Origin of the sequence: Micromonospora sp. NBRC 110038, assembly GCF_020884815.1 — a bacterium.
GTDB lineage: Bacteria > Actinomycetota > Actinomycetes > Mycobacteriales > Micromonosporaceae > Micromonospora > Micromonospora haikouensis.
Genome location: NZ_BBOL01000004.1, coordinates 167,176 through 188,761, shown reverse-complemented (window position 1 = coordinate 188,761; position 21,586 = coordinate 167,176). Strand labels below are relative to the sequence as shown.

Sequence of the window (21,586 nt, the reverse complement as noted above, 5' to 3'; positions counted from 1 at the left end):
ACGGCGGTCGAACCTTCGAAGGGGCAGAGATGGGGCCGACTTTGGCGACCTGAGATCGCTGGATCTTCGATGGGACGACGAACTCACGCCATCGTGATCGCCGGCCCGGACGCGCTGGCGACCGGGACCGCGACGCAACCGGGTCAGCGGTTGTCAATCTTGGTCAGCGTGGTGACCTCGCCGTTGGTGGTGGTGACCGCGACCAGGCCACCCTGCTTCCCAGCCAGCCACTTGGTGAACGTGGCCGCAGAGATGGAGTGACCGGCGCCGGCGTACACCGAGACGATGCCGTCCCCGCCGCCAACGTTCTCCCACGACGTCAGCTTCGGCGCGGACCGGACCGGGATCGTCACCTTCGTGCGGCTCTCGACGATCTGGTACGGGTCGCTGCACTTGATGTCACTCGCGTCGATCTTGAACTGCTTGCAGTAGTCCGCACTGGCCATCACGAGCACCGGCTGAGCCACCGCGGAGTGCGCGATCGGATCGTACGAGTAGAGCTGCACCATCGACTGGCTGGAGCCGGTCGTCGGATCGGTGAAGTGCGCCGGCTGCCCCACCACCGGCGACCGGAGATCGACGTTCGCGAAGGCCACCGTGGCGTCCCCTTCGGAGGCGTCGTTGAGTGCCCCCAGCACGACCCGGCCCGCGACCAGTTGCGGGTCGGTGACCGGCATACTCAGAGCGGGCGTGCCGTCGACCGTCACCTGGGCCGTGCCGTTGTGCACGGTGATGCCGGTCCGGTGCGTCTGCCCGACCTGGAACGCGCTCGACGCGACCCGCTGCTCCGAGTTGAACCCGTTCCCCGAGCTCTCGTCGATCCCCAGCCGGATCTCGTTCTCGCAGAACGAGGCTACGTAACCGTGCTGGTCGACCAACCGGAACCAGATCACCGCGCAGGCGCCCTTGGTGACGATGCCGACGTCGACCGCGATCGTCTGGTCGCCGGCGAACGAGTCCTGCGGCCCCTTGCACTGATAGAGGGTGGACATGTGTGTTGTCGCCAGCATCCGCTGGTCGAAGGTGCACCACCCGGCGGCGCTGTCGGCAGCCCGGTCGGCCTTCCACAGGCCCCGCCGGTCGAGATGGTCGGACACCCTCGGCCCCTGGATCCGTGGCGTGTCCGAACCAGCCACCGTCGACCTGGGCGCGGCCGACGCCACGCGCGGCACCGCCGACGGCGACGTGTCGGGCACGAACGACGCCAGCGTCTCACCCGGCTCGTAGCGCCACAACGCGAACCCGACACCGGCACACACGAGGGTCGCGGCCACGGCCATGGCCACCAGGCGGCCCACCCGCCAACGAACGGGTGTGGCCGGCTCGCGTACGGCGGAAGGCCGAACCCGACCCGTGTGCTGGGCCGCCTCGGCGGCCTTGAGCAGCTCCGGCCGCTGGGCGAGCGCTCCCCCGGTTTCCGCCTCCAGCAGCAGATCGAGCAGTTGGTGTGCGGTCGGCCGCTCGGTCGGATCCTTGGCCAGCGTGCGGCCCACCAGGTCACGCAACGACCCGCCGAGCCCGGTCAGGTCGGGCGCCTGGGTCAGAATGCGAGCCGCCGTGGCGGCCGGGGAATCCGCCCAGAACGGGGTGCGGCCCGTCGCCGCGTAAGCCACCACCACACCCCACGCGAACACGTCGGCCGCCGGCCCCACCGTACGATCCGAGTCGTTGTCGAACCGCTCCGGCGCCATGTACGCCACCGTGCCGACCATCTGGTCGGTCTTGGTATGCCGGCTGGTCACCTCAAGCGCCCGCGCAATCCCGAAGTCGATCACCTTGGGCGTGCCCAGCGAGAACAGCACGTTCTGCGGCTTAAGGTCCCGGTGGATGACCCCCACGCCGTGGATCGCCGCCAGCGCCGTGGCCACCCCGACCGCCACGCTGTGCAGCGTGCCGCCGTCCAGCGGCCCCCGCTCCCGGATCACCTCGGAGAGACTCGGCCCGTCGACGTACTCGACCACCAGATACGGCGTCTCGTGATCCGGGTCGGCGTCGAGCACCGCCGCCGTGCAGAAGCCCGGCACTTCGCGGGCCCGGTTGACCTCGCTGCGGAAGCGCCCCCGGAACTCGGTGTCCCAGGCGTGCTCGGCCCGCAACATCTTGACCGCCACCAGCCGGCCATCCGGCGATCGTCCAAGGAAGACCGTGCCCATGCCGCCCTCACCAAGACGACTGAGCAGCTCATAGTTACCAAGCCACCGCGGATCGTTCGGCATCATTGGATAGCTCACCCGCGGCATGATAGTGGCTTCCCGCTCGCCCCTGATGCCATCTCAAGCTCACCGCTCGCTGCAAAGCTTCTCAGAATCCAGGACGACTCGATGCAGCCGGGCTGCCCGCCCTCTGGACTGGGGCACAAGCCAGCTTTCGTCACCCCCTATCGTTCTCACCCGCACCCATACAGCCCCGAGACTCCCCCATGCGGGCGGGACACCCAGAAAAGCGGGATGCCATCAGGCGCTACTTGATGGAAGACAAATAGTCGGGCAGCGGGCTTGCCCTCGTTTCCGCCAGGCAGACCTGCCAATTCAAACGGAGCCGTCGAGGTAAATCGACTGGCCGTCGCGGACGTCGCGGGACCAGATGCCGTACTTGAGGGCGACGAGGAGCAGGTCGCTGTCGCACCGGTCGGAGGTCTTCGGCAACGCCCTCGACGCTCCGCAACCCGCCGCCGCCCAAGAATCCGCAACGACCGCCCCACCGGCCGTACGCTCCCTGGTCGCCGCTCGCAGCAGCCTCGCCCACGCCGTCGCCGGCGACCTCACCAGCTTCCACCGCACCCGCGAGGACACCCTGCCCCTCCTCGACACCACACCCGACATGCCACTTCCCCGATGGGCCTCCTACATCGACCGGATCGAACTCGACGCCATCACCGGCCGCGGACTGGTCGTCCTCGCCGAGCAACTGCCCCAACAACGACACAGGCTCCTACGCCACGCCGAGCGGCTCCTGCACGCCCGTGCCAACACCAGCCCCGACGCCCCACCACAACGCTCCGCCCTACGCCACGGAGCCTGGCTCAGCCTCGCCCACCACGCCACCGGCGACCTCGACCTCGCTGTCGACGCCGCCCGACTCGCCCTGCGCCGCCTACCCGCCGTCAGCTCCGCACGCAGCGTCGCGCTCCTACGCCGCCCCCACGACGAACTCACTCCCGCCGGCCCCCGCTCCCCAGCCGTGCGGGACCTCCTCAACGATCTGCGGCGCCTCCCCACGCCGAGCTAGGGCAGGGTCACCGGGAGGTGGTATTCACGCTCGGTGCCCGTGGCCGTGCGCAGGTGGATCTCGCCGGTGCGCAGCCCGTAGGTCACCGACCAGCGGGTGTGGCCCTGCCGCACGTCGTTGAGCAGTTCCAGCGCCGCCCGGTCGTCGACCACCCCGCCGGCCTTCGTCAGGGCGGCGGCGAGCACGCCGTAGCGGTGGTCGGTGCGCCGGCGTTCTTCGGGTACGCCGACCACGGGCACGTTGGTCAGCGCCTGCCAGCCGCCCTGCCCCTTCTCCACCCGCATCGCGCCGTCGACGAACTCGACCACGGCCGAGGCCCCGGTGGCGTCGGCGAGCAGGTAGTGCAGCGCGGGCCCGCCGTCGAAGTCGAGGTTGTGCCGGCCGAAGACGGCGACGGCCTCGTCGACCGTGGCGGCCTGGTCGAGCACCAGCCGCAGGATGCGTACCGAACCGACCGTGGGCTTGCCCGCCTCGGCGCGGACGGTGGCCCCGTCGTCGGCGGCCAGCCCGACGGCCAGCCCACGCTCGTTCATCCCGTCGAACGGCAGCAGCGGCGCGTTGAGCAGCCGGCGGTCGCCGGTGGGGTCGGCACCGACGCCCAGGTAGGACATGTCCACCAGCGAGACCGCGGCGTACCCGTCCGGCGGGTCGGTGCGCAGCACCAGGGCCGGGTTGGCGTCCCAGTCGAAGTTGCGGGCGAACAGCGGGCGGCTGCGGTCACCGGAGGCGGCGAAGAGCGAGCAGCCGAAGGGGCTGGGCGGCGCGGCGTCGGTGCCGACGGTCGGGTCGTAGTCGCCGACGTAGGTCATCTCCCACATCGGCAGGTCGTCGACCCGGCGCAGGCTGGCCAGGGTCCGGTCGGCCTGCGCCGGGTCCTGCCGGGACGCGGTGGGCGTGCCGGCCGGCGTCGGGGGCGGGGCGGCGGCGGTCTCGGGGGCGGAGCAGGCGGTGGCGGCGAGCAGCAGGGCCAGGCCGGCCCCCAGGAAGGTCCTACGCATGATGGCTGAACGCTAGGTCAGCCATCGACCGTTGTCCACCACGGTTCGACGGCCGGCGGGGCGGTCTGCGGGGCGGTTCGCCGGACGGCGGCGGGAGGGCCCGGTCACAGCGGCGTGGCGGACCGCCGGGGCCGCCCGGCGGGCGTGCGAGGATCAGCCGCCGTGGACCCTGACGGCGAACCGACCGCACGCACCGGCGGCGAGCCGACCGCACCGACCGGCCGCGCCCCACGCCGGCCGCTGGAGCGGCTGCGCCGGCTGCACCCGCTCGACCGGGTCGCGCTGGCGCTGGCCCTGGTCGGGGCGGCCTGCGCGCTGACCGGCCTGCTGCCGCGCGCCGAGACCGTGGCCACCCTGGGGCGCATCCTGCCGCTGCTGCTGTTCCTCGGCACGGTGGTGGTGCTGGCCGAGCTGACGGCGGTGGCCGGCGTGTTCGACGTGCTGGCCGGGCGGCTGGCCCGCGCCGCCCGGGGCAGCTATCCGGCGCTGTTCGTGCTCTGCGTCGGCTTCGCCTCCGCCACCACGATCGCGCTGAACCTCGATACCACGGCGGTGCTGCTCACGCCGGTGATGCTGGCGCTGGCGCGTCGGCTGGGCATGCCGCCGCTGCCGCTGGCGCTGACCACGGTGTGGCTGGCCAACACGGCGAGCCTGCTGCTGCCGGTGTCGAACCTGACCAACCTGCTGGCCGCCGACCGGGTCGACCTCGACCCGCTGCCGTACGCGGCGCGGATGGCGCTGCCGCAGGCCGCCACGATCGCGGCCACCATGGCGCTGCTCTGGGTCGGCTACTGGCGCCGGGGGCGGCGCGGGGTCGACCGGTTCGTCGCGCCCGGGCCGCACGTCCCCGCCGACCGGGTGCTGTACCGGATCGCGCTCGCCGGATGCCTGCTCCTCGTGGCCGGGATCCTCGCCGGGGTGGAGGTGGGGATCGCCTCCGCGGCGGCCGCCGGGCTGGTGCTGGTCGGCTTCGCCGCGCGCAACCGGGCCGCGCTGCGCCCGGCGCTGGTGCCGTGGCGGCTGCTGGTCTTCGTCACCGGGCTGTTCCTGGTGGTGCAGACCCTCGGCCGGTACGGGCTGGACGACGTCGTCGGCGTGCTGCTCGGCCCGGACGGCGGGGCGCTCGGCGCGCTGCGGGCCGGCGGCACGGGCGCGCTGCTGTCCAACGTCGTCAACAACCTGCCCGCGTACGTGGCGGGCGAGGCGGTGCTCCCGCCCGGCGACGCGACCCGGCTGCTGGCCCTGTTGATCGGCACGAACGCCGGCCCGCTGGTCACACCGTGGGCGTCGCTGGCCACCCTGCTGTGGTACGAGCGCTGCCGGGCCGCCGGGGTGGCCGTGCCGCTGGGCCGGTTCCTGGCCGCCGGTGCCCTGCTCGCCGTGGCCGCGACGGCCGCCGGCGTGGGCGCGCTGCTGCTCACCGGCTGACCCGGGGGCACCCCCACGCCGGTGGTTCGGCGCGCAGCAGTTGTGAACATCTGGTGTCCACAGGTTGATGGTGGTAACTTTCTCGCCACTTGCAAGAACTTGCAGAAGGATTCGCCGATCCATGACGGATGACGTCATCCACTTGCTCGGATCGGACAGGCCCTCCCCCGGGCCGACGGCTTTCCGCACCCCATCACCCCCGTCGGTCACGCCGACGCCCACCCCCGAGGAGGTCCGATGCCCCGCCGCACCGGACGACGACGGATGACCGGGGCCGCGCTGGCCGCCGGGCTCATCGTCGGGCTTGCGCCGTTCAGCACGGCCGCCGCCGCGAACACCGTGACCGTCTACTACCGACCCCCCACCGCCTGGACCGGGACCGTCAACATCCACTACGCCCCGGACGGCGGCGCCTGGACCGCCGTGCCCGGCGTGGCGATGGAGGCCGCCTGCACCGGCTGGCGCAAGCGCACCATCGACGCCGGTTCGGCCACCGGCCTGCAGGTGGTGTTCAACAACAACGCCGGCACCTGGGACAACAACAACGGCGCGAACTACCGCACCGGCACCGGGACGGTGACCGTCTCCGGCGGCGTGGTCGGCACGTCCGACCCGTGCGCCGGCACGCCCTCGCCGACGGCGACCCCCGCGCCGACCGGCACGCCGTCCACCCGCACCGCCGAGGTCTGGTACCACCTCGCCACCCGGGGCTGGACGGGTGGCAACATCCACTACCAGCCGGCCGGCGGGGCCTGGACCGCCGTCCCCGGGGTCCCGATGGAGGCCGGCTGCACCGGATGGGCCCGCCGCGTGGTCGACCTCGGCAGCGCCGCGACCCTGAAGGCGGCGTTCAACAACGGCGCCGGGGCCTGGGACAACAACAACGGCGCGGACTACACCATCGGCGCCGGGGTGAGCACCGTCAAGGCCGGCGTCGTGACGGCCGGGGCGAGCGCGCCGTGCGCCCCGCAGACCCCCGACACCACCGCCCCGTCCACCCCCACCGGGCTGGGCGCGACCGCCAACGGCCTGCGGGTGGCGGTGTCCTGGGCGGCGGCCACCGACGACCGGGCCGTCACCGGCTACCGGCTCACCCGCACCGGCGGGCCGGAAGGCACGGTCACGGTGACCACCACCGGCACCAGCCACGTCGACGGCACGCTGACCGCCAACACCCGGTACGAGTACACGGTGCGGGCGTACGACGCGGCGGGCAACACCTCCGCCGCCAGCGCACCGGCGGCGGCGACCACCGGCGACACCCCGCCCCCGGCTGCGGCCGGCACCCCCCTGGGCGGCGACCCCCGCGAGGACACCATCTACTTCGTGATGACCGCCCGGTTCGCCGACGGCGACAGCACCAACAACCGGGGCGGCAGCCAGCACGTGAAGTCCGGCAACGCGGCGAACGACGACCCGATGTTCCGGGGCGACTTCAAGGGCCTGATCGACAAGCTGGACTACATCAAGGGGCTCGGCTTCTCCGCCCTGTGGATCACTCCGGTCGTGCTGAACCGGTCCGACTACGACTTCCACGGCTACCACGGCTGGGACTTCCACCGGGTCGACCCGCGCCTGGAGAGCCCCGGCGCGAGCTACCAGGACCTGATCAACGCCGCGCACGGCAAGGGCATCAAGATCTTCCAGGACGTCGTCTACAACCACAGCTCCCGCTGGGGCGCCAAGGGCCTGTTCACCCCCACGGTGTACGGGGTGCGCGACGAGCAGTGGAAGTGGATGTACAGCGCGCCCGAGGCGGGCCGCGAGTACGACCCCATGATCGAGCACCCCGGCACCGACCCGGAGCTGACCCCCGCGCAGAACGCCCTGGCCAAGGGCCGCCCGTACAACGGGGACGTCTGGTCCACCGCCGCCCCGGCCGGCAACCAGTGCCCCCGCTGGGGCACGCCCAACGGCACCAGCCCGGAGGGCTTCACGCTGTACGAGTGCCAGTGGCCCACCCCGACCAGCAAGCTCTTCCCGGCCGACCTGTACCACCAGTGCTGGATCGGCAACTGGGAGGGCGAGGACGCGCGCAGCTGCTGGCTGCACGAGGACCTGGCCGACTTCAACACCGAGAACCCGACCGTGCAGCAGTACCTGATCGACGCGTACAACCGGTACATCGACATGGGGGTGGACGGCTTCCGCATCGACACGGCCGTGCACATCCCCCGGGTCACCTGGAACCGCCGCTTCCTGCCGGCGATCCAGCAGCACGCCCTGGCCAGGCACGGCGAGAAGGGCAAGGACTTCTACGTCTTCGGTGAGGTCGCCGCGTTCGTCAACGACAAGTGGAACCGGGGCTCGGTCAACCACTCGGCGCAGTTCTTCACCTGGAAGGAGCGCAAGGAATACAGCCCCGACGACGTCAAGGCCGCGATCGAGCAGTACGACTACGAGCAGCTCGCCGGCCCCGCCGGGCAGCCCACCAGCGACAACGCGTTCCTGCGCGGCAACACCTACCACGCCCCGGACCACTCGAAGTTCTCCGGCATGAACGTGATCGACATGCGGATGCACATGAACTTCGGCGACGCCCACAACGCGTACGGCAACGGCAGGGACTCCGACGACAGCTACAACGACGCCACCTACAACGTCGTCTACGTCGACAGCCACGACTACGGCCCGAACAAGTCGAACACCCGCTACACCGGGGGCACCGACGCCTGGGCGGAGAACATGAGCCTGATGTGGACGTTCCGGGGCATCCCGACGCTCTACTACGGCTCCGAGATCGAGTTCCAGAAGGGCGCGAAGATCGACTGCGGGCCGACCTGCCCCCTGGCGACCACCGGCCGGGCCTACTACGGCGGCCACCTCCAGGGCACGGTCACCGCGACGGACTTCGGCCGGGTCGGCTCCGCCACCGGGGCCGTCGCCGCGACCCTCGACAAGCCGCTGGTCAAGCACGTGCAGCGGCTCAACCGGATCCGCCGGGCGGTGCCGGCCCTGCAGAAGGGGCAGTACTCGACGGAGGGGATCAGCGGCTCCATGGCGTACAAGCGCCGGTTCACCTCCGGCGCGGTCGACAGCTTCGCGCTGGTCACGGTCTCCGGCAGCGCGACGTTCACCGGCGTGCCCAACGGCCGGTACGTCGACGCGGTCACCGGCGACGTGCAGACCGTCGGCAATCAGACGCTGACCGCGACCGTCAGCGGCCAGGGCAACCTGCGGGTGTACGTGCTCGACCTGCCGGGCAACCCGGCCCCGGGCAAGATCGGCGAGGCCGGCCCCTACCTGCGGTGACACCGCGTGGTGGGGCGGCCGCCGGGCCGCCCCACCCACTGGTCAGCGGCGGGTCACCGCGAGCTGGAGCTCAGTCACCCCCTGCGCCGGGTCGTCGGCGCAGTAGTCCAGGTACAGCTCGCGGGCGAAGCCCTCGGCCCGCCAGCCGTGCTCCTCGATCCAGGCGGCGAGCGCCTGCATGCTGCGTTCCACCTCGTCCATCGGCCCGTGATGGATGATCGTCGCCGCAGCGGGCACCGCGGGCAGGTCCACGACCGCGAACTCCCGGGCCGCCGCGGGGTCGGCCGCGACGGTGACCCCGGCGTGCACCACGACCGCCTCGCCGTCGGGTTCCCCCGCCGGCTCGTACCACGCCAGGGTCGGTCCCGAGGGGGCGACGTGGGCGTCGCCGAGCCGCCGGAACAGCTCGGGATACAACGGCCGGATCACCGGGGAGATGTCCGTGGTCTGGTAGCTGCGGGCCACCGCCGTCAGCTCCGCGACGCGCAGCGCCGGCAGTTCCTTGAGTACGACGTCCTGAGCAGTCATCCGACCCTCCGTCTCGATCATGCGGAGCCTCGCCTCGATCCCGGCCAGCCGCGCGGTGTCGGCCGCGAGCCGGGCCGCCAACTCGGACCGGCGCAGCCGCAGCATGCCGCGCAGCTCGGCCACGTCGACGGCGTCGTCGACGATCACCCGCACCTGCCCGAGAGTGAGCCCCAGCTCCTTCAGGGCGATCACCCGGTTGAGCCGGCGCAGCTGCTCGGCCCGGTAGAACCGGTACCCGGTGTGCGGGTCGACGGCGGCCGGGCGGAGCAGCCCGATGCTGTCGTAGTGGCGCAGCATACGGACCGACACCCGCCCGACCCTGGCGAAGTCTCCGATGGTGAACATGGCCCCTCACACGTTCGGCCCTGACACGGTGTCAGAGTCAACCAGCGGGGGCCGCCCCGGTCAGCAGGGGCTCTCGACGAAGGTCGGGTAGCCGGAGCGGACGCCCCAGGTGTAGACCGTGCCGGAGCAGCTCTCGTACTTCTCCCCCAGCACGGTGGTGTGGCTGGAGTCGGCGTAGTAGGTGGTCACGCACTCGTGGTCGATGCGGCAGGCGCGGGCCTGCGCGGGCGAGCCCGGCACGACGAGCACGGAGGCGCCCACCAGGGCGGCGGTCAGCAGCACGCGGCGGATCACGGGAGTCCCCTTCCGGCGACGGGTGGGGCGTCACGCCCGGGGTGACTCGTCGTCCCACCGGCCGCCTGTGTATCGATCAACGTAGTGGTCCACAGTGGGCGGGGCAACGACGGTAGGGGTGGGCCCTCAGCCGACCGGGGTCCGGCGGGTGGCCCGCGGGCCGACCAGCCGGCGGACCACCGGCGCGGCGTTCCACTTCGCCGCGCCCACCAGGTCCCGGGCGTGTTCCAGCACCGTGTAGTCCGGCCGGGCCAGCCCGTCGGCGATGGCCCGGTCCAGGTCGTTGCCGCAGCGGGTGAGCACGCTGTCGAAGTCCCGGCGCACCGGGTCGAGCAGGGGGTAGCCGAAGGAGCGGTGCAGCCGGGCGAAGAGCGGCTTGTAGAGCCGGGCCCGCTCATGCAGCCCCGACGAGTACGACATCGGGTTCTTCGGCCGCCGCCGCACGTAGTCGGGCAGCACGTCGGCGAACGCCCGGCGGACGATCCACTTCTCCTGGCCCTCCCGCAGCTTCAGCTCCAGCGGCAGCCGCATCGCCAGCTCCACCACGCTCAGGTCGAGGAACGGCACCCGCGCCTCCACTCCGTGGGCCATGCTCGCGCGGTCCACCCGCTGCAACTCCGTACGGCACAGGTTGCGGATCTTGTGCAGGAACAGCCGGCGGGCCCGCTCGGGGCCGACCTGGTGGTACATGGGGTAGCCGCCGAACAGCTCGTCGGAGCCGTCTCCGGTGAGCACCACCTTGACGCCCAGGTCACGCAGCCGCCGGAAGATCGGCACCGAGACCACGGCGTTGATGATGTCGCCGTACTCGGTCAGCTCGGAGATCCGGATGGCCTCCCGCACGTCGGCGAGCCGGATGTCGCGCGGACGCAGCTCGATCACCTCGTGCGGCACCCCGAGGTCGGCGGCGAGCCGCCGGGCGTACGCCACGTCGGGGCTGCCCGGCGCCCCGACGGTCACCGCCACGCAGTCGGGGTGCAGCTGGTGGGTGTGCAGCAGGGCGAGCGAGCTGTCCAGCCCGCCCGAGAGCACCACGCCGACGGTGAGGTCGGTGTCCAGCCGCATCCGGATGCTGTCGGTGAGGGCGGCCCGGACGAGCAGGGCGGCCTCGTCCGGGTCGTCCACCACGGGCAGCCCGTCGCCGAGCGTGAGCAGGTCGACGTACGGGCGCAGCCGGACGTGGCCGCCCGGCTCGGCCCAGCCGTGGTGCCCCGGGGGCACCTCGGCGACGGGGGCGCCGTGCCCCACCAGGGCCTTGACCTCGCTGGCCAGGTGCAGGCAGCCCGGCACCCGGGACCAGTACAGCGGCTTCACCCCGAGCGGGTCGCGGGCCAGGTAGGCCCGGCCGGTGGCCCGCTCGACCACGACGAAGGCGTACTCGCCGCGCAGCCGCCGCACCGCGTCCTCGCCCCAGCGTTCGAAGGCGGCGAGCACCACCTCGGTGTCGCTCTCGCTGCGGAACGCGTGCCCCAGGCGGGTCAGCTCCGCGCGCAGCTCCCGGTGGTTGAAGACCTCGCCGTTGTAGCAGAGCAGGAGGCGCTCGTCGGCGGAGACCCAGGGCTGCACCGCCCGTTCCCGGTCGACGATCCGCAGCCGGCGGGTGCCGGCGAGCAGGCCCGCCTCCCGACGGGTCTCGGTCACCTCGCCGCGCGGGGCGAGGACGGCCAGCATCCGCCGGAAGGTGGCCGGGTCGGCCTCGGGGCCGAGGCTCAGGGCGATGCCGCACACGGCTCAGACCCCCATCTCGGCCTCGTACGCGCGGCGGAACCGCGCCCGGGCGGCGGGCGCGAGGCACACGTGCCAGGCCTGCCCCTCGTCGACCACGTTGATCTCCCCGGCCTGCTGGCGGGCCAGCAGCAGGCCGGCCAGCACGTCCCGGGCGCCGAACCGCTGGAACCAGGACATCTCCACGTCGACGGCGTAGCCGAGGCAGTGGCCGCTGGGCACCATCGCGGCGTAGCCGAGGCGGCGCAGCCGGTGCTGGTGCTCGGCGCTGCGCACCAGACTGGTCACCCACAGCGGCGGGGTGCCGGGCGGGGCGCTGCGGGCGAACTCGCGGCCGATGTCGTTGAGCAGGCCGATCACCTCGCGCCGGGCCCGGCGGAACTTCAGGCCGGCGGTGCGCGGCCGGGCGTCCGGCAGCAGCCGGCGGCGTACCGCCCGCACGCCCCGCCCGACGACGGTGGCGGGCTGTTCCTGGTAGCGGAAGCGGAGCAGGTCGCGGCGGCGCAGCCACTCCAGGTCGACCAGCTCGTTGCTGGCGTGGACCTGCGCGTCGGTCATGAAGGTGGTGGCGTCGCGCCACCACATGACGTCGATGCGGGAGAGCAGGTAGATCCGGACGAGGGCGGCCAGGTCACCGGCGGAGCTGCGCGGACTGGGCTGGTAGCGGGCCATCTCCAGCAGCAGCGTCTCCCGGGCGCCGACGAGGCCCTGGGCGGTGGCGTCGAGCACCGCGGCGATCGCCGGCTCGCGCAACCGCTCGTCGAGCAGCACCTGGCGGGCCCCCGCCGAGTCCGGGTCGGCCAACGCGCCGACCTCGACGAGCAGGTCCGTCACGGCGGCCCGGTAGGCGTCGAGGTCGGGCGTCGGCGGGGCCGGGCGGGGGGCGACGCCCCGCGGCACGCTCCGCGCCGGGGCGGTGGACGCCACGGAGGTGCCGGGCTGCTGGCCGGAGCTTCGGCTGGGCACTCGCATGGTCGGGTCCTCTCCCGGTACGACACGGCGCGGTTGCTGCCAAAAGCACCGTAACCACGAGTAGCCGGGACAGGCCGAACATTCTTCCCATCTCCCCCGAATGCGCGCCGTACTACGGCGGCGCGGAGCCACGGGGACCGCCGGATCCGGTTACCTGCGCGCGTCCGCCGCTGAGCCGCCGCTGCCGCCACGCCGCTTCGGTGATGGTGCGGCGCCGGGTGGAGCAGGACGGCCGGGGTGGGTGCGGCACCCCGGCCGTCCGCCCGGGCCTCGATTCCGGTGGGAAGAGGCCCCTGACCAGTTTCGCCGAACGTCGTCGATCCCGCAGCCCCCTTCACCGACTGCACACGCGAAGGGCGGGATCGGCGACGGACCCGGATCAGGCCGGCGGGGCCGGCATCCTCGTCACCGGGTCACCGGGTCACCCGGTCACCGCAGCGTGCAGGTGGTGCCGTTGACGGCGAAGCCCACCGGGGTCGGGTTGGCGCCGGTGTGGGAGGCGTTGAAGCCGAGGCTCACCGAGCCGCCCGGGGCGACGACGGCGTTCCAGCTCTCGTTGGTCACCGTGACCTCGGCGCCGCTCTGGCTGAACTTTCCGGACCAGCCCTGGCTGATCTGCTGGCCGGCGGTGAACCTGAAGGTCAGCCTCCACGACGGCCACGTCGCGGCCGAGCTGTTGGTGACGGTCAGGTTGCCGCTGAAGCCGTTGCTCCAGTTGTTCGACGTGTACGTCACCGCGCAGCCGCCCGCCGGCGGCGTGGTCGTAGGCGTGGGCGAGACGGTCGGGGTGGGCGAGGCCGTCGGCGAGGGCGAGACGGTCGGCGACGGGGTGGGCTCCGGCGTCGTGCCGCCGGTGCCCGCCCGCTCCGCCGCCCAGTTCGCCAGCCAGGCCAGCGCCGAGTTCCAGTTGATCGCCACCTCGTTGACCGAGTACGCCTCGATGTCGTCGACGAAGCACTTCTGCGGCTTGCAACCGGAGAGCTGGGCCACGGCCACCGGGTCCTGCAACTGGCTGTTCGGCCCGCCGGAGAGCGAGCCGGGCGGCGCGGTGGGCAGCGAGGAGTCGTTCTGGTTGGCCCAGAACCGGTGGTGCACGTTGCGCACCGGCTTCTCGCCGTAACCGGCCACGTAGGACTGGTTCAGCGGGTTGCGGCCGAGCAGGTAGTCGTAGGCTGCGTAGGCCCCGGCGCGGTACTTCTGCTGGCCGGTGAAGTCGAAGGCGAGGGCCAGGACGTTGCCGTTGTTGGCGACGGCGCCGTTGGAGCCCCAGTAGTACGTCCCGTCGCCGCTGCCCGGGGCGGGGTAGCCCTGCGTGGCGGTCTGGGTCAGCAGCCGATCGGCGAAGGCCACGATCGCGGCCCGGGTGGCGGCCAGGTCGGCGGCCGGCAGGCCGTTGGGCACCAGGGCCAGGGTGGTGTCGCCGAGCCCGGCGGTCCAGCTCCAGTCGTAGCCGCGGTTGGTGAAGCTGGTGCCCTTGTAGTAGGACGAACCCGTCACGTCGGCCCGGTAGCCGGCCGCCCCCGTGGTGGCGTACAGCTCGGCCGCCGCCCAGTAGAACTCGTCACCCACGCTGTTGTCCTCGTACGCGCCGCCGCCGGTGTTGTCCGTGGCCGGCGCCAGCCGGTTCGGGTTGGCCTTCGCCGCGGCGTACGCCTTCTCGGCGGCGGCGAGCGCCCGGGCGGCGAAGGTCGCGTCGTAGGACTTCCACAGCCGGGACGCCTGCGCGGCGGTCGCCGCCAGGTTCAGGGTCGCGGCGGTGCTGACCGGCGCGAGGAGCCGGGGCTGGCTGTCCAGCTCCGGCCGGGTCGGCAGCGCGGTCCAGTTCTGGTCGTGGATCTTGTGGTGCACCATGCCGGCGTTCGTGCGGCCGTCGGGCACCTGCATCTTCAGCATGAACTCCAGCTCCCAGCGCGCCTCGTCCAGCACGTCGGGCACCCCGTTGGCCTGCTCGGGGATCGCCAGCGTGCCGTCGGCGAGCCCGGCCCGGTCGGCCCCGGTCACGTGCAGGGCGCGCTCGTGGATGTTCTGCAGCTGCCAGGTGGCCAGGCCGCCGTTGACGACGTACTTGCCGTGGTCGCCGGCGTCGTACCAGCCGCCCCGCACGTCGAGGGTGTAGCCGCAGGAGGTGCGGCAGGGCACCGCGTTGTCGCCCTGGTTCGGGGCGACGTTGACGTGCCCGGCGGGGCGGGAGTAGCGGGAGCCGACGTACCGCGACTCGATCGGCGTGCCGCTGCGCTGGTGGTAGAAGAACGCCAGCGCGTCGGTGCGCAGCCGGCGCACCGCGTCGGCGGAGATGTCGAAGGGGTGGCTGCTGTTCCCACCGACCGTGAGCACGTAGCCGCTGCCCACGGTGTCGTAGGCGGAGAAGTCGGCGACGTGGACGCTGTCGCCGGAGAGGGCGTCCGCGCCGCGTACGGTGGTCTGGCCGGAGGCGACGGTCGCGCCGGCGGCGTTGCGCAGGGACCAGGCCAGCGGGCTGGTCGACGTGCTGACCACGGTGGCCTGCTTGGGGGTGCCGGGCACGTACGCGACCTGGTTCACCTTCACGGGGCCGCCCGGGTCGGGAGCGGCGGCCGCGATGGACGGCACGACGGCCAGGGCGCTCAGGGTGAGCAGGGTGGCGGCCGCCATGGCGGCCGGGCGCTTGCGGAGGGGCATCGTTCCTCTTCCGGGGTGCGTCGGGTTGACCACCTGCCGGACCGGCCCAGCACGAAGCCGCCGGGCGGTCGGGCAGACCGTCGACGGGAGCGCTGGGCCAACCCTAGGCCATCGCCGCACGGGAAGGCGATCGGCCGGCGGCCACCGTCGCACTTGCCTGCCGCGAGATGCGCCGGGATCAGCTCCCGGCGGAACCGAGCAGGCCGACCGTCCTCGTGGCGCCGTCGTAGCTGCGGGCGGCCACGAACTCCCCGGCCGGCCGGCCCACGCCGACCACTGCCCGGGCCAGCCGGCGGTCGGCGGCGCGGAAGCGCAGCGCCAGGCTCAGGTGCGGGACCCACCGCCCCGGGGCGTGCCAGGGGCGCTGCCCCTCGGCCCCGGCGAGGACGTCCCAGACCGCCGCGTGCAGGGCGGTCAGGGCCGGCTCCGGGCGCAGCAGCCAGACCAGCGGGGCGCTGCCGTCGAGGACGGCGATCCGGTCGAGGCGTACCGGCAGGGGCAGGGCCCGCCCGACGAGCGCGGCGAGCCGGCGGCGGGCACCCGGCGGGAACTCGTCGACCGCCGCGAGCGTCAGGTGCGGACGGTTGGTGGGATGGGTGTTGCGGGCCAGGCTGGGCAGGCCGGCGGCGGCGAGCCGGTCCCATCCGGCACGCACCGCGGCCTCCAGCTGTGGGCAGCAGACCAGTTCGACGGTACGCACGACGGCCAGGCTAACCGCCGGGCGTGTGCCCGGAGGACCTCCCGGCCGACGTCGGACGTGACGCGCGGCGCGGTTTGCGCCGGTCGGCGGAACCCGCGCGGGGCGGGAATGAAAAGCTTGTCGCATGAGCTCCGCACCCGCACGGCAGGATCCACCGACCGACCCGCACTCCCCCGGCGTCGACGACGAGGCAAGCGCCTTCACCGACCTCGGGCTACGCGCCGAACTGCTCGGCGCGCTGTCCGCCCTCGGCTACGAGGAGCCGACCCCGATCCAGCGGGAGGCGATCCCGCCCCTGCTGGCCGGCAGGGACCTGCTCGGTCAGGCGGCCACCGGCACCGGCAAGACGGCCGCGTTCGCGTTGCCGCTGCTGCAGCGGATGCCGGACGGGCGGACCGGCGGGGAGCCGGTGGCCCTGGTGCTGGTGCCCACCCGGGAACTGGCGGTGCAGGTGTCGGAGGCGTTCCACCGCTACGGCAAGGACCTGGGCGCCCGGGTGCTGCCGATCTACGGCGGCCAGCCGATCGGCCGGCAGCTGCGCGCCCTCGACCTGGGGGTGGACGTGGTCGTGGCGACCCCGGGCCGGGCGCTGGACCACATCGCCCGGGGCACCCTGCGGCTGGGCGGCCTGGCCACGGTGGTGCTCGACGAGGCCGACGAGATGCTCGACATGGGCTTCGCCGAGGACATCGAGGCGATCCTGGAGCACGCCCCGCAGCAGCGGCAGACGGTGCTGTTCTCGGCCACCATGCCGTCGCGCATCGACGGGATGGCCCGGCAGCACCTGACCGACCCGGTGCGGATCCAGATCGGCCGGGAGCAGCCGGTGGCCGGCGAGACGCCCCGGGTGCGGCAGAGCGCGTACATCGTGGCGCGGGCGCACAAGCCGGCGGCGCTGGGCCGGGTGCTGGACGTGGAGTCGCCGACCGCGGCGATCGTCTTCTGCCGCAGCCGGGAGGAGGTGGACCGGCTCACCGAGACGATGAACGGCCGGGGCTACCGCGCCGAGGCGCTGCACGGCGGGATGAGCCAGGAGCAGCGGGACCGGGTGATGGGCCGGCTGCGCGCCGGCACGGCCGACCTGCTGGTGGCCACCGACGTGGCGGCCCGGGGGCTGGACGTCGAGCAGCTCACCCACGTGGTCAACTACGACGTGCCGTCGGCCCCGGAGTCGTACGTGCACCGCATCGGCCGGGTGGGGCGGGCGGGCCGGGAAGGCGTGGCGATCACTCTCGCCGAGCCGCGCGAGCACCGGATGCTCAAGACCATCGAGCGGGTGACCGGCCAGCGCATCGCCATCGACAAGATCCCCACGGTGGCCGACCTGCGCACCCGGCGGCTGGAGCTGACCCAGGCGGCGCTGCGGGAGAGCCTGCTGGAGGACGACCTGGAGCCTTTCCGGGTCATCGTGGAGTCACTGTCGGACGAGTTCGACATGATGGAGGTGGCGCTCGCGGCGGTGAAGCTGGCCCACGAGGCCGCCTCCCCGGGCTCGGACGACGACGAGGAGGAGATCCCGCAGGTCGCCGTCCGCCCGCAGCGCGAGGGGCGCCCCGGGCAGGAGGGGCGCGGCGGCGAGCGGCGGCCCGGGCGGCCCCGTTCCGGGGGCACCACGCAGGTGTTCATCGGGCTGGGCCGGCGCGCCGGGGTGCGCCCACAGGACCTGGTCGGTGCGATCACCGGGGAGACCCGGGTCAGCGGGCGCGACATCGGCTCGATCGAGATCGCCGACCGGTTCTCGCTGGTCGAGGTGCCGGCGGCCGTGGTGGACGAGGTGATCGCCGGGCTGCGCAACAGCACCATCAAGGGCCGCAAGACGACGGTACGCCGCGACCGCGACCGCCCCTGACGAGCAGGCGGCCGGCCCGCGCCGTGGGCGCGGGCCGGCCAGGGCCGGTCAGAACGCGTACGGGCCGAACCGGCCCCAGGCGACGACGAGCGCGGCGACCAGCAGCAGCGCGGTGAACGCGGCCGGCGGGTACTCCTTGGCCCGGACGTGCACGACGACGGCGCCGGCCATCACGATCGCCGCGCCCACGGCGGCCAGCGGCGTCAGCACGGTGGCGATGCCGGTGAGGGCGGGCAGGACCAGGCCGATCGCGGCGAGGACCTCCAGCGCGCCGAGGGCCTTGACCGCGCCTTCCGGCACACCCTCGACGAAGCTCATCTTCTCGCGCAGCTTCTCCTTGGGCTGGGTGACCTTGGTGAGCCCGGCCCCGGCGAAGACCAGGGCGAGCAGGATCTGCAGGGCCCAGAGGGCGATGTTCATGGGGGTGCCTCCATGGCGGACCGCCGCGTGGGCGGGTGAGATACTTGACGCTTCAAGGACCACCGTACGAGCAGATACTTGAAGCGTCAAGCATTCGGTAGGCTGGCGGCATGGAACCCACCCGCTGGCTGACCGACGGCGAGCAGGAGATCTGGCAGCGCATCCTGGCCGTGCTCACCCTGCTGCCGGCCGAACTCGACGGGCAGTTGCAGCGCGACGCGGACCTCACCCACTTCGGCTACGGGGTGCTGGCGATGCTGTCGGAGGCCCCGGCCCGGTCGCGCCGGATGAGCGAACTGGCCGCCCTCGTCAACGGCTCGCAGTCCCGCCTGTCCCACCTCGTCGGCCGGCTGGAGCGCCGGGGCTGGGTACGCCGCGAGCGTGCCGACGACGACGGCCGGGGGTGGGTGGCCGTGCTCACCGACGCCGGGTACGCGCACCTCGCCGCAGCCGCCCCGGGGCACGTGACCCTCGTCCGCTCGCTCGTCTTCGACGCGCTGACCCCGGCGCAGGTCACGCAGCTCGGCGAGATCACCGCCGCGCTGCTGACCCGCCTCGCCGCGCCCGGCTGCCCGGCGTCGTCCGGCCACAGCGGGAGCACCGCCGACGGCCGCTGACCCCGGCCACCCCACGTCCGGTGGTCGGCTGCTCCGGCGAGGACGCAAGCAGGGGCCCCTTGTCATCCGAAAAGCGATGACAAGGGGCCCCTGCTTACCCCTCAGGCGGCCGTGAGGGCCGGGTCGGTGCGGGTGTCGGCGTCGGCCGGGCGCAGCGCCAGGGCGAGCACGTCGGCCACGTCGGCGAGGGTGTGCACGGTCAGCGCCCCGCGCACCTCGGCCGGCAGGTCGTCCAGGTCCGGCTCGTTACGCGCCGGGATGATCACCTCGGTCAGGCCGGCCCGGTGCGCGGCGAGCAGCTTCTGCTTCACCCCGCCGATGGGCAGCACCCGCCCGGAAAGGGTCACCTCGCCGGTCATCCCGAACTCCGGGCGCACCGGCCGGCCGGTCACCAGCGACGCCAGCGCGGTGACCATGGTGATGCCGGCGCTCGGCCCGTCCTTCGGCACCGCGCCCGCCGGGACGTGCAGGTGGATCCGCCGCCCGGCGAGGGCGTTGGGGTCGATGCCGAGCCGACGCCCGTTGGAGCGCAGGTACGACAGCGCGATCTGGGCGGACTCCTTCATCACGTCGCCGAGCTGGCCCGTGAGCGTCAGTCCCGGCTCGCCCTCCATGCTGGTGGCCTCGATGAAGAGCACGTCGCCGCCCGCGCCGGTCACGGCGAGGCCGGTCGCCACACCGGGCACCGCCGTCCGCTCCGCCGACTCCGGGGTGAACCGGGGCCGCCCCAGGTAGCGGGCCAGGTTGTCCGCGTCCACCCGCACCGGGGTCGGGTCGTCGGCCAGCGCGACGGCGACCTTGCGCAGGATCTTCGCCAGGGCCCGTTCGAGCTGCCGGACACCGGCCTCCCGGGTGTGCTCCCCCGCGATCAGGGTGAGGGCGTCGTCGGCGACGGTGACCTCCTCGGCGGTCAGCCCGGCCCGCTGGAGCTGCCGGGGCAGCAGGTGGTCGCGGGCGATGGCGACCTTCTCGTCCTCGGTGTAGCCGTCGAGGGTGACCAGCTCCATCCGGTCCAGCAGCGGGCCGGGGATGGTCTCCACCACGTTGGCGGTGGCCAGGAAGAGCACGTCGGACAGGTCGAGGTCGACCTCCAGGTAGTGGTCGCGGAACGTGTGGTTCTGCGCCGGGTCGAGCACCTCCAGCAGGGCGGCGGCGGGGTCGCCGGAATACCCGACGGCCAGCTTGTCGACCTCGTCGAGGAGCACGACCGGGTTCATCGAGCCGGCCTCGCGCAGGGCGCGGACGATCCGGCCGGGCAGCGCGCCGACGTACGTGCGCCGGTGGCCGCGGATCTCCGCCTCGTCGCGGACGCCGCCGAGGGAGACCCGGACGAAGTTGCGCCCGAGCGCCCGGGCCACGGACTCGCCGAGGCTGGTCTTGCCGACGCCGGGCGGGCCGGCGAGGGCGAGCACCGCCCCGGACCCGCGCCCGCCGACCACGCCGAGGTTGCGCTCGGCGCGGCGGTTGCGCACCGCGAGGTACTCCAGGATGCGGTCCTTGACGTCGGCCAGGCCGGCGTGGTCGGCGTCTAGTACGGCGCGGGCTGCGGCCAGGTCGGTGTTGTCCTCGGTACGCGTGGTCCACGGCATCTCGAGGACCGTGTCGAGCCAGGTGCGGATCCAGCCCGCCTCCGGGGAGGCGTCGCTGGCGCGCTCCAGCTTGCCGACCTCGCGCAGCGCCGCCTCGCGGACCTTCTCCGGCAGCGTGGCGGCCTCCACCCGGGCCCGGTAGTCGGCGGAGCCGTCCGGGGAGTCCTCGCCGAGCTCCTTGCGGATCGCGGCGAGTTGCTGGCGGAGCAGGAACTCGCGCTGGGTCTTCTCCAGGCCCTCGCGCACGTCGCTGTTGATCTGCTCGGTGACCTCCTGCTCGGCCAGGTGCTCACGCACCCAACCGACCAGCAGCTCCAGCCGGGCGGTCACGTCGGCGGCGGCGAGCAGCTCGGTCTTCTGCGCCAGGGTGAGCCAGGGCGCGTAGCCGGCCGCGTCGGCCAGCTCGGAGAGGTCGGTCATGCGCTCCATGGCGTCGATGACCTGCCAGGCGCCGCGCTGCTGCAGGACCGAGGTCATCAGGGCGCGGTACTCGCGGGCCAGCTCCCGGGCCCTGCCGGCCGGGGCGGGCTCGTCGAGCTCGGTCGCCTCGACCCAGAGGGCGGCGCCGGGCCCGGGGACGCCGGAGCCGATCCGGGCCCGGGACAGGCCGCGGACCACGGCTGCCGGCTCGCCGTCGGGCAGCCGGCCGACCTTCTCGATGGTGGCGATCACGCCGACGGAGCCGTACTCGCCGTCGATGCGGGGCACGGCGAGGACCTTCTTGTCGCCGGTGGCGCGCGCGGCGTCGACCGCGGCCTGGGTGGTGGGGTCGAGGGTCACCGGGACGACCATGCCGGGCAGCAGGACGGCGTCGGTGAGGGGTAGTACCGGAAGAGTTGCCATCGAACACCTGCCATCGCGTTGACTTGAGCGTGTCAGGCTCAAGTCCGGGCCGACTCCCGTTGTTCCGGAATGTGACCCGGGACACGCCGAACCCCGCCGCGCGGGCCGCCCGGGGTGAACCCGTACTGGCAAATTCCACC

General features: G+C 73.3%; 15 protein-coding genes. 5 read left to right on the top strand and 10 right to left on the bottom strand.

Features of this window, described 5'->3' with window-relative positions; translation table 11 throughout:
- Window positions 1–143: 143 nt before the first annotated feature.
- Window positions 144–2,231, bottom strand: coding sequence for a serine/threonine-protein kinase (locus tag LPU61_RS16475; protein WP_229405398.1), 2,088 nt, complete (start codon window positions 2,229–2,231; stop codon window positions 144–146).
- A 361-nt stretch (window positions 2,232–2,592) separates the two neighbouring features.
- Here LPU61_RS16475 and LPU61_RS16470 point away from each other — a divergent pair, with 361 nt between their 5' ends.
- Entirely contained in the window at window positions 2,593–3,228 is a 636-nt protein-coding gene (locus LPU61_RS16470; protein WP_229405397.1) for a hypothetical protein, read from the top strand.
- Here LPU61_RS16470 and LPU61_RS16465 read toward each other — a convergent pair.
- Entirely contained in the window at window positions 3,225–4,226 is a 1,002-nt protein-coding gene (locus tag LPU61_RS16465) for a carcinine hydrolase/isopenicillin-N N-acyltransferase family protein (protein ID WP_229405396.1), read from the bottom strand. The genes LPU61_RS16470 and LPU61_RS16465 overlap by 4 nt on opposite strands.
- Window positions 4,227–4,388: 162 nt before the next feature.
- Here LPU61_RS16465 and LPU61_RS16460 point away from each other — a divergent pair, with 162 nt between their 5' ends.
- Both LPU61_RS16460 and LPU61_RS16455 read left to right on the top strand, forming a co-directional pair.
- On the top strand, window positions 4,389–5,654 hold the full coding sequence (locus LPU61_RS16460) for an SLC13 family permease (protein ID WP_229405395.1): 1,266 nt from the start codon (window positions 4,389–4,391) through the stop codon (window positions 5,652–5,654).
- A 237-nt stretch (window positions 5,655–5,891) separates the two neighbouring features.
- Window positions 5,892–8,906, top strand: coding sequence for a carbohydrate binding domain-containing protein (locus LPU61_RS16455; RefSeq protein ID WP_229405394.1), 3,015 nt, complete (start codon window positions 5,892–5,894; stop codon window positions 8,904–8,906).
- Window positions 8,907–8,948: 42 nt separating this feature from the next.
- Here the strand turns inward: LPU61_RS16455 and LPU61_RS16450 are convergent, their stop codons facing one another.
- The 6 genes from LPU61_RS16450 to LPU61_RS16425 form a co-directional block, all read right to left on the bottom strand.
- Window positions 8,949–9,779, bottom strand: a complete 831-nt coding sequence (locus LPU61_RS16450) for a MerR family transcriptional regulator (RefSeq protein WP_229405393.1) — start codon at window positions 9,777–9,779, stop codon at window positions 8,949–8,951.
- A 60-nt stretch (window positions 9,780–9,839) separates the two neighbouring features.
- The gene (locus LPU61_RS16445) at window positions 9,840–10,073 is read right to left on the bottom strand and encodes a DUF6289 family protein (RefSeq protein WP_043968931.1); all 234 of its coding nucleotides are present in this window, start codon (window positions 10,071–10,073) and stop codon (window positions 9,840–9,842) included.
- A 126-nt stretch (window positions 10,074–10,199) separates the two neighbouring features.
- Window positions 10,200–11,801 carry an asparagine synthetase B gene (locus LPU61_RS16440; protein ID WP_043968930.1) on the bottom strand — a complete coding sequence of 534 codons (1,602 nt, stop codon included), beginning with the start codon at window positions 11,799–11,801 and terminating at the stop codon, window positions 10,200–10,202.
- Between the two features lie 3 nt (window positions 11,802–11,804).
- The gene (locus LPU61_RS16435; RefSeq protein ID WP_229405392.1) at window positions 11,805–12,770 is read right to left on the bottom strand and encodes a DUF5715 family protein; all 966 of its coding nucleotides are present in this window, start codon (window positions 12,768–12,770) and stop codon (window positions 11,805–11,807) included.
- Window positions 12,771–13,199: 429 nt separating this feature from the next.
- Window positions 13,200–15,428, bottom strand: coding sequence for a glycoside hydrolase family 9 protein (locus LPU61_RS16430; RefSeq protein WP_229405391.1), 2,229 nt, complete (start codon window positions 15,426–15,428; stop codon window positions 13,200–13,202).
- Window positions 15,429–15,606: 178 nt separating this feature from the next.
- Complete coding sequence (locus LPU61_RS16425) at window positions 15,607–16,128, bottom strand: 2'-5' RNA ligase family protein (protein ID WP_229405390.1); 522 nt, start codon at window positions 16,126–16,128, stop codon at window positions 15,607–15,609.
- Window positions 16,129–16,252: 124 nt separating this feature from the next.
- On the opposite strand from LPU61_RS16425, the gene LPU61_RS16420 reads away from it, so the two are divergent.
- Window positions 16,253–17,977: a DEAD/DEAH box helicase gene (locus tag LPU61_RS16420; protein WP_043968926.1), complete on the top strand. Its 1,725-nt coding sequence runs from the start codon at window positions 16,253–16,255 to the stop codon at window positions 17,975–17,977.
- 48 nt (window positions 17,978–18,025) lie between these two features.
- On the opposite strand, the gene LPU61_RS16415 is transcribed toward LPU61_RS16420, so the two are convergent.
- Complete coding sequence (locus tag LPU61_RS16415) at window positions 18,026–18,397, bottom strand: DoxX family protein (RefSeq protein ID WP_043968925.1); 372 nt, start codon at window positions 18,395–18,397, stop codon at window positions 18,026–18,028.
- A gap of 110 nt (window positions 18,398–18,507) precedes the next feature.
- Here LPU61_RS16415 and LPU61_RS16410 point away from each other — a divergent pair, with 110 nt between their 5' ends.
- Window positions 18,508–19,014: a MarR family winged helix-turn-helix transcriptional regulator gene (locus LPU61_RS16410; protein ID WP_229405389.1), complete on the top strand. Its 507-nt coding sequence runs from the start codon at window positions 18,508–18,510 to the stop codon at window positions 19,012–19,014.
- Window positions 19,015–19,115: 101 nt separating this feature from the next.
- Here the strand turns inward: LPU61_RS16410 and lon are convergent, their stop codons facing one another.
- Window positions 19,116–21,446 (bottom strand): endopeptidase La, encoded by a 2,331-nt coding sequence (lon, locus tag LPU61_RS16405; protein WP_229405388.1) that lies wholly within the window; start codon window positions 21,444–21,446, stop codon window positions 19,116–19,118.
- Window positions 21,447–21,586 lie beyond the last annotated feature (140 nt).

Coding starts and splice junctions, on each gene's coding strand:
- lon (WP_229405388.1), bottom strand. CDS start 21,446: ATGGCAACTCTTCCGGTACTACCCCTCACCGACGCCGTCCTGCTGCCC.
- LPU61_RS16430 (WP_229405391.1), bottom strand. CDS start 15,428: ATGCCCCTCCGCAAGCGCCCGGCCGCCATGGCGGCCGCCACCCTGCTC.
- LPU61_RS16415 (WP_043968925.1), bottom strand. CDS start 18,397: ATGAACATCGCCCTCTGGGCCCTGCAGATCCTGCTCGCCCTGGTCTTC.
- LPU61_RS16465 (WP_229405396.1), bottom strand. CDS start 4,226: ATGCGTAGGACCTTCCTGGGGGCCGGCCTGGCCCTGCTGCTCGCCGCC.
- LPU61_RS16455 (WP_229405394.1), top strand. CDS start 5,892: ATGCCCCGCCGCACCGGACGACGACGGATGACCGGGGCCGCGCTGGCC.
- LPU61_RS16410 (WP_229405389.1), top strand. CDS start 18,508: ATGGAACCCACCCGCTGGCTGACCGACGGCGAGCAGGAGATCTGGCAG.
- LPU61_RS16420 (WP_043968926.1), top strand. CDS start 16,253: ATGAGCTCCGCACCCGCACGGCAGGATCCACCGACCGACCCGCACTCC.
- LPU61_RS16435 (WP_229405392.1), bottom strand. CDS start 12,770: ATGCGAGTGCCCAGCCGAAGCTCCGGCCAGCAGCCCGGCACCTCCGTG.
- LPU61_RS16450 (WP_229405393.1), bottom strand. CDS start 9,779: ATGTTCACCATCGGAGACTTCGCCAGGGTCGGGCGGGTGTCGGTCCGT.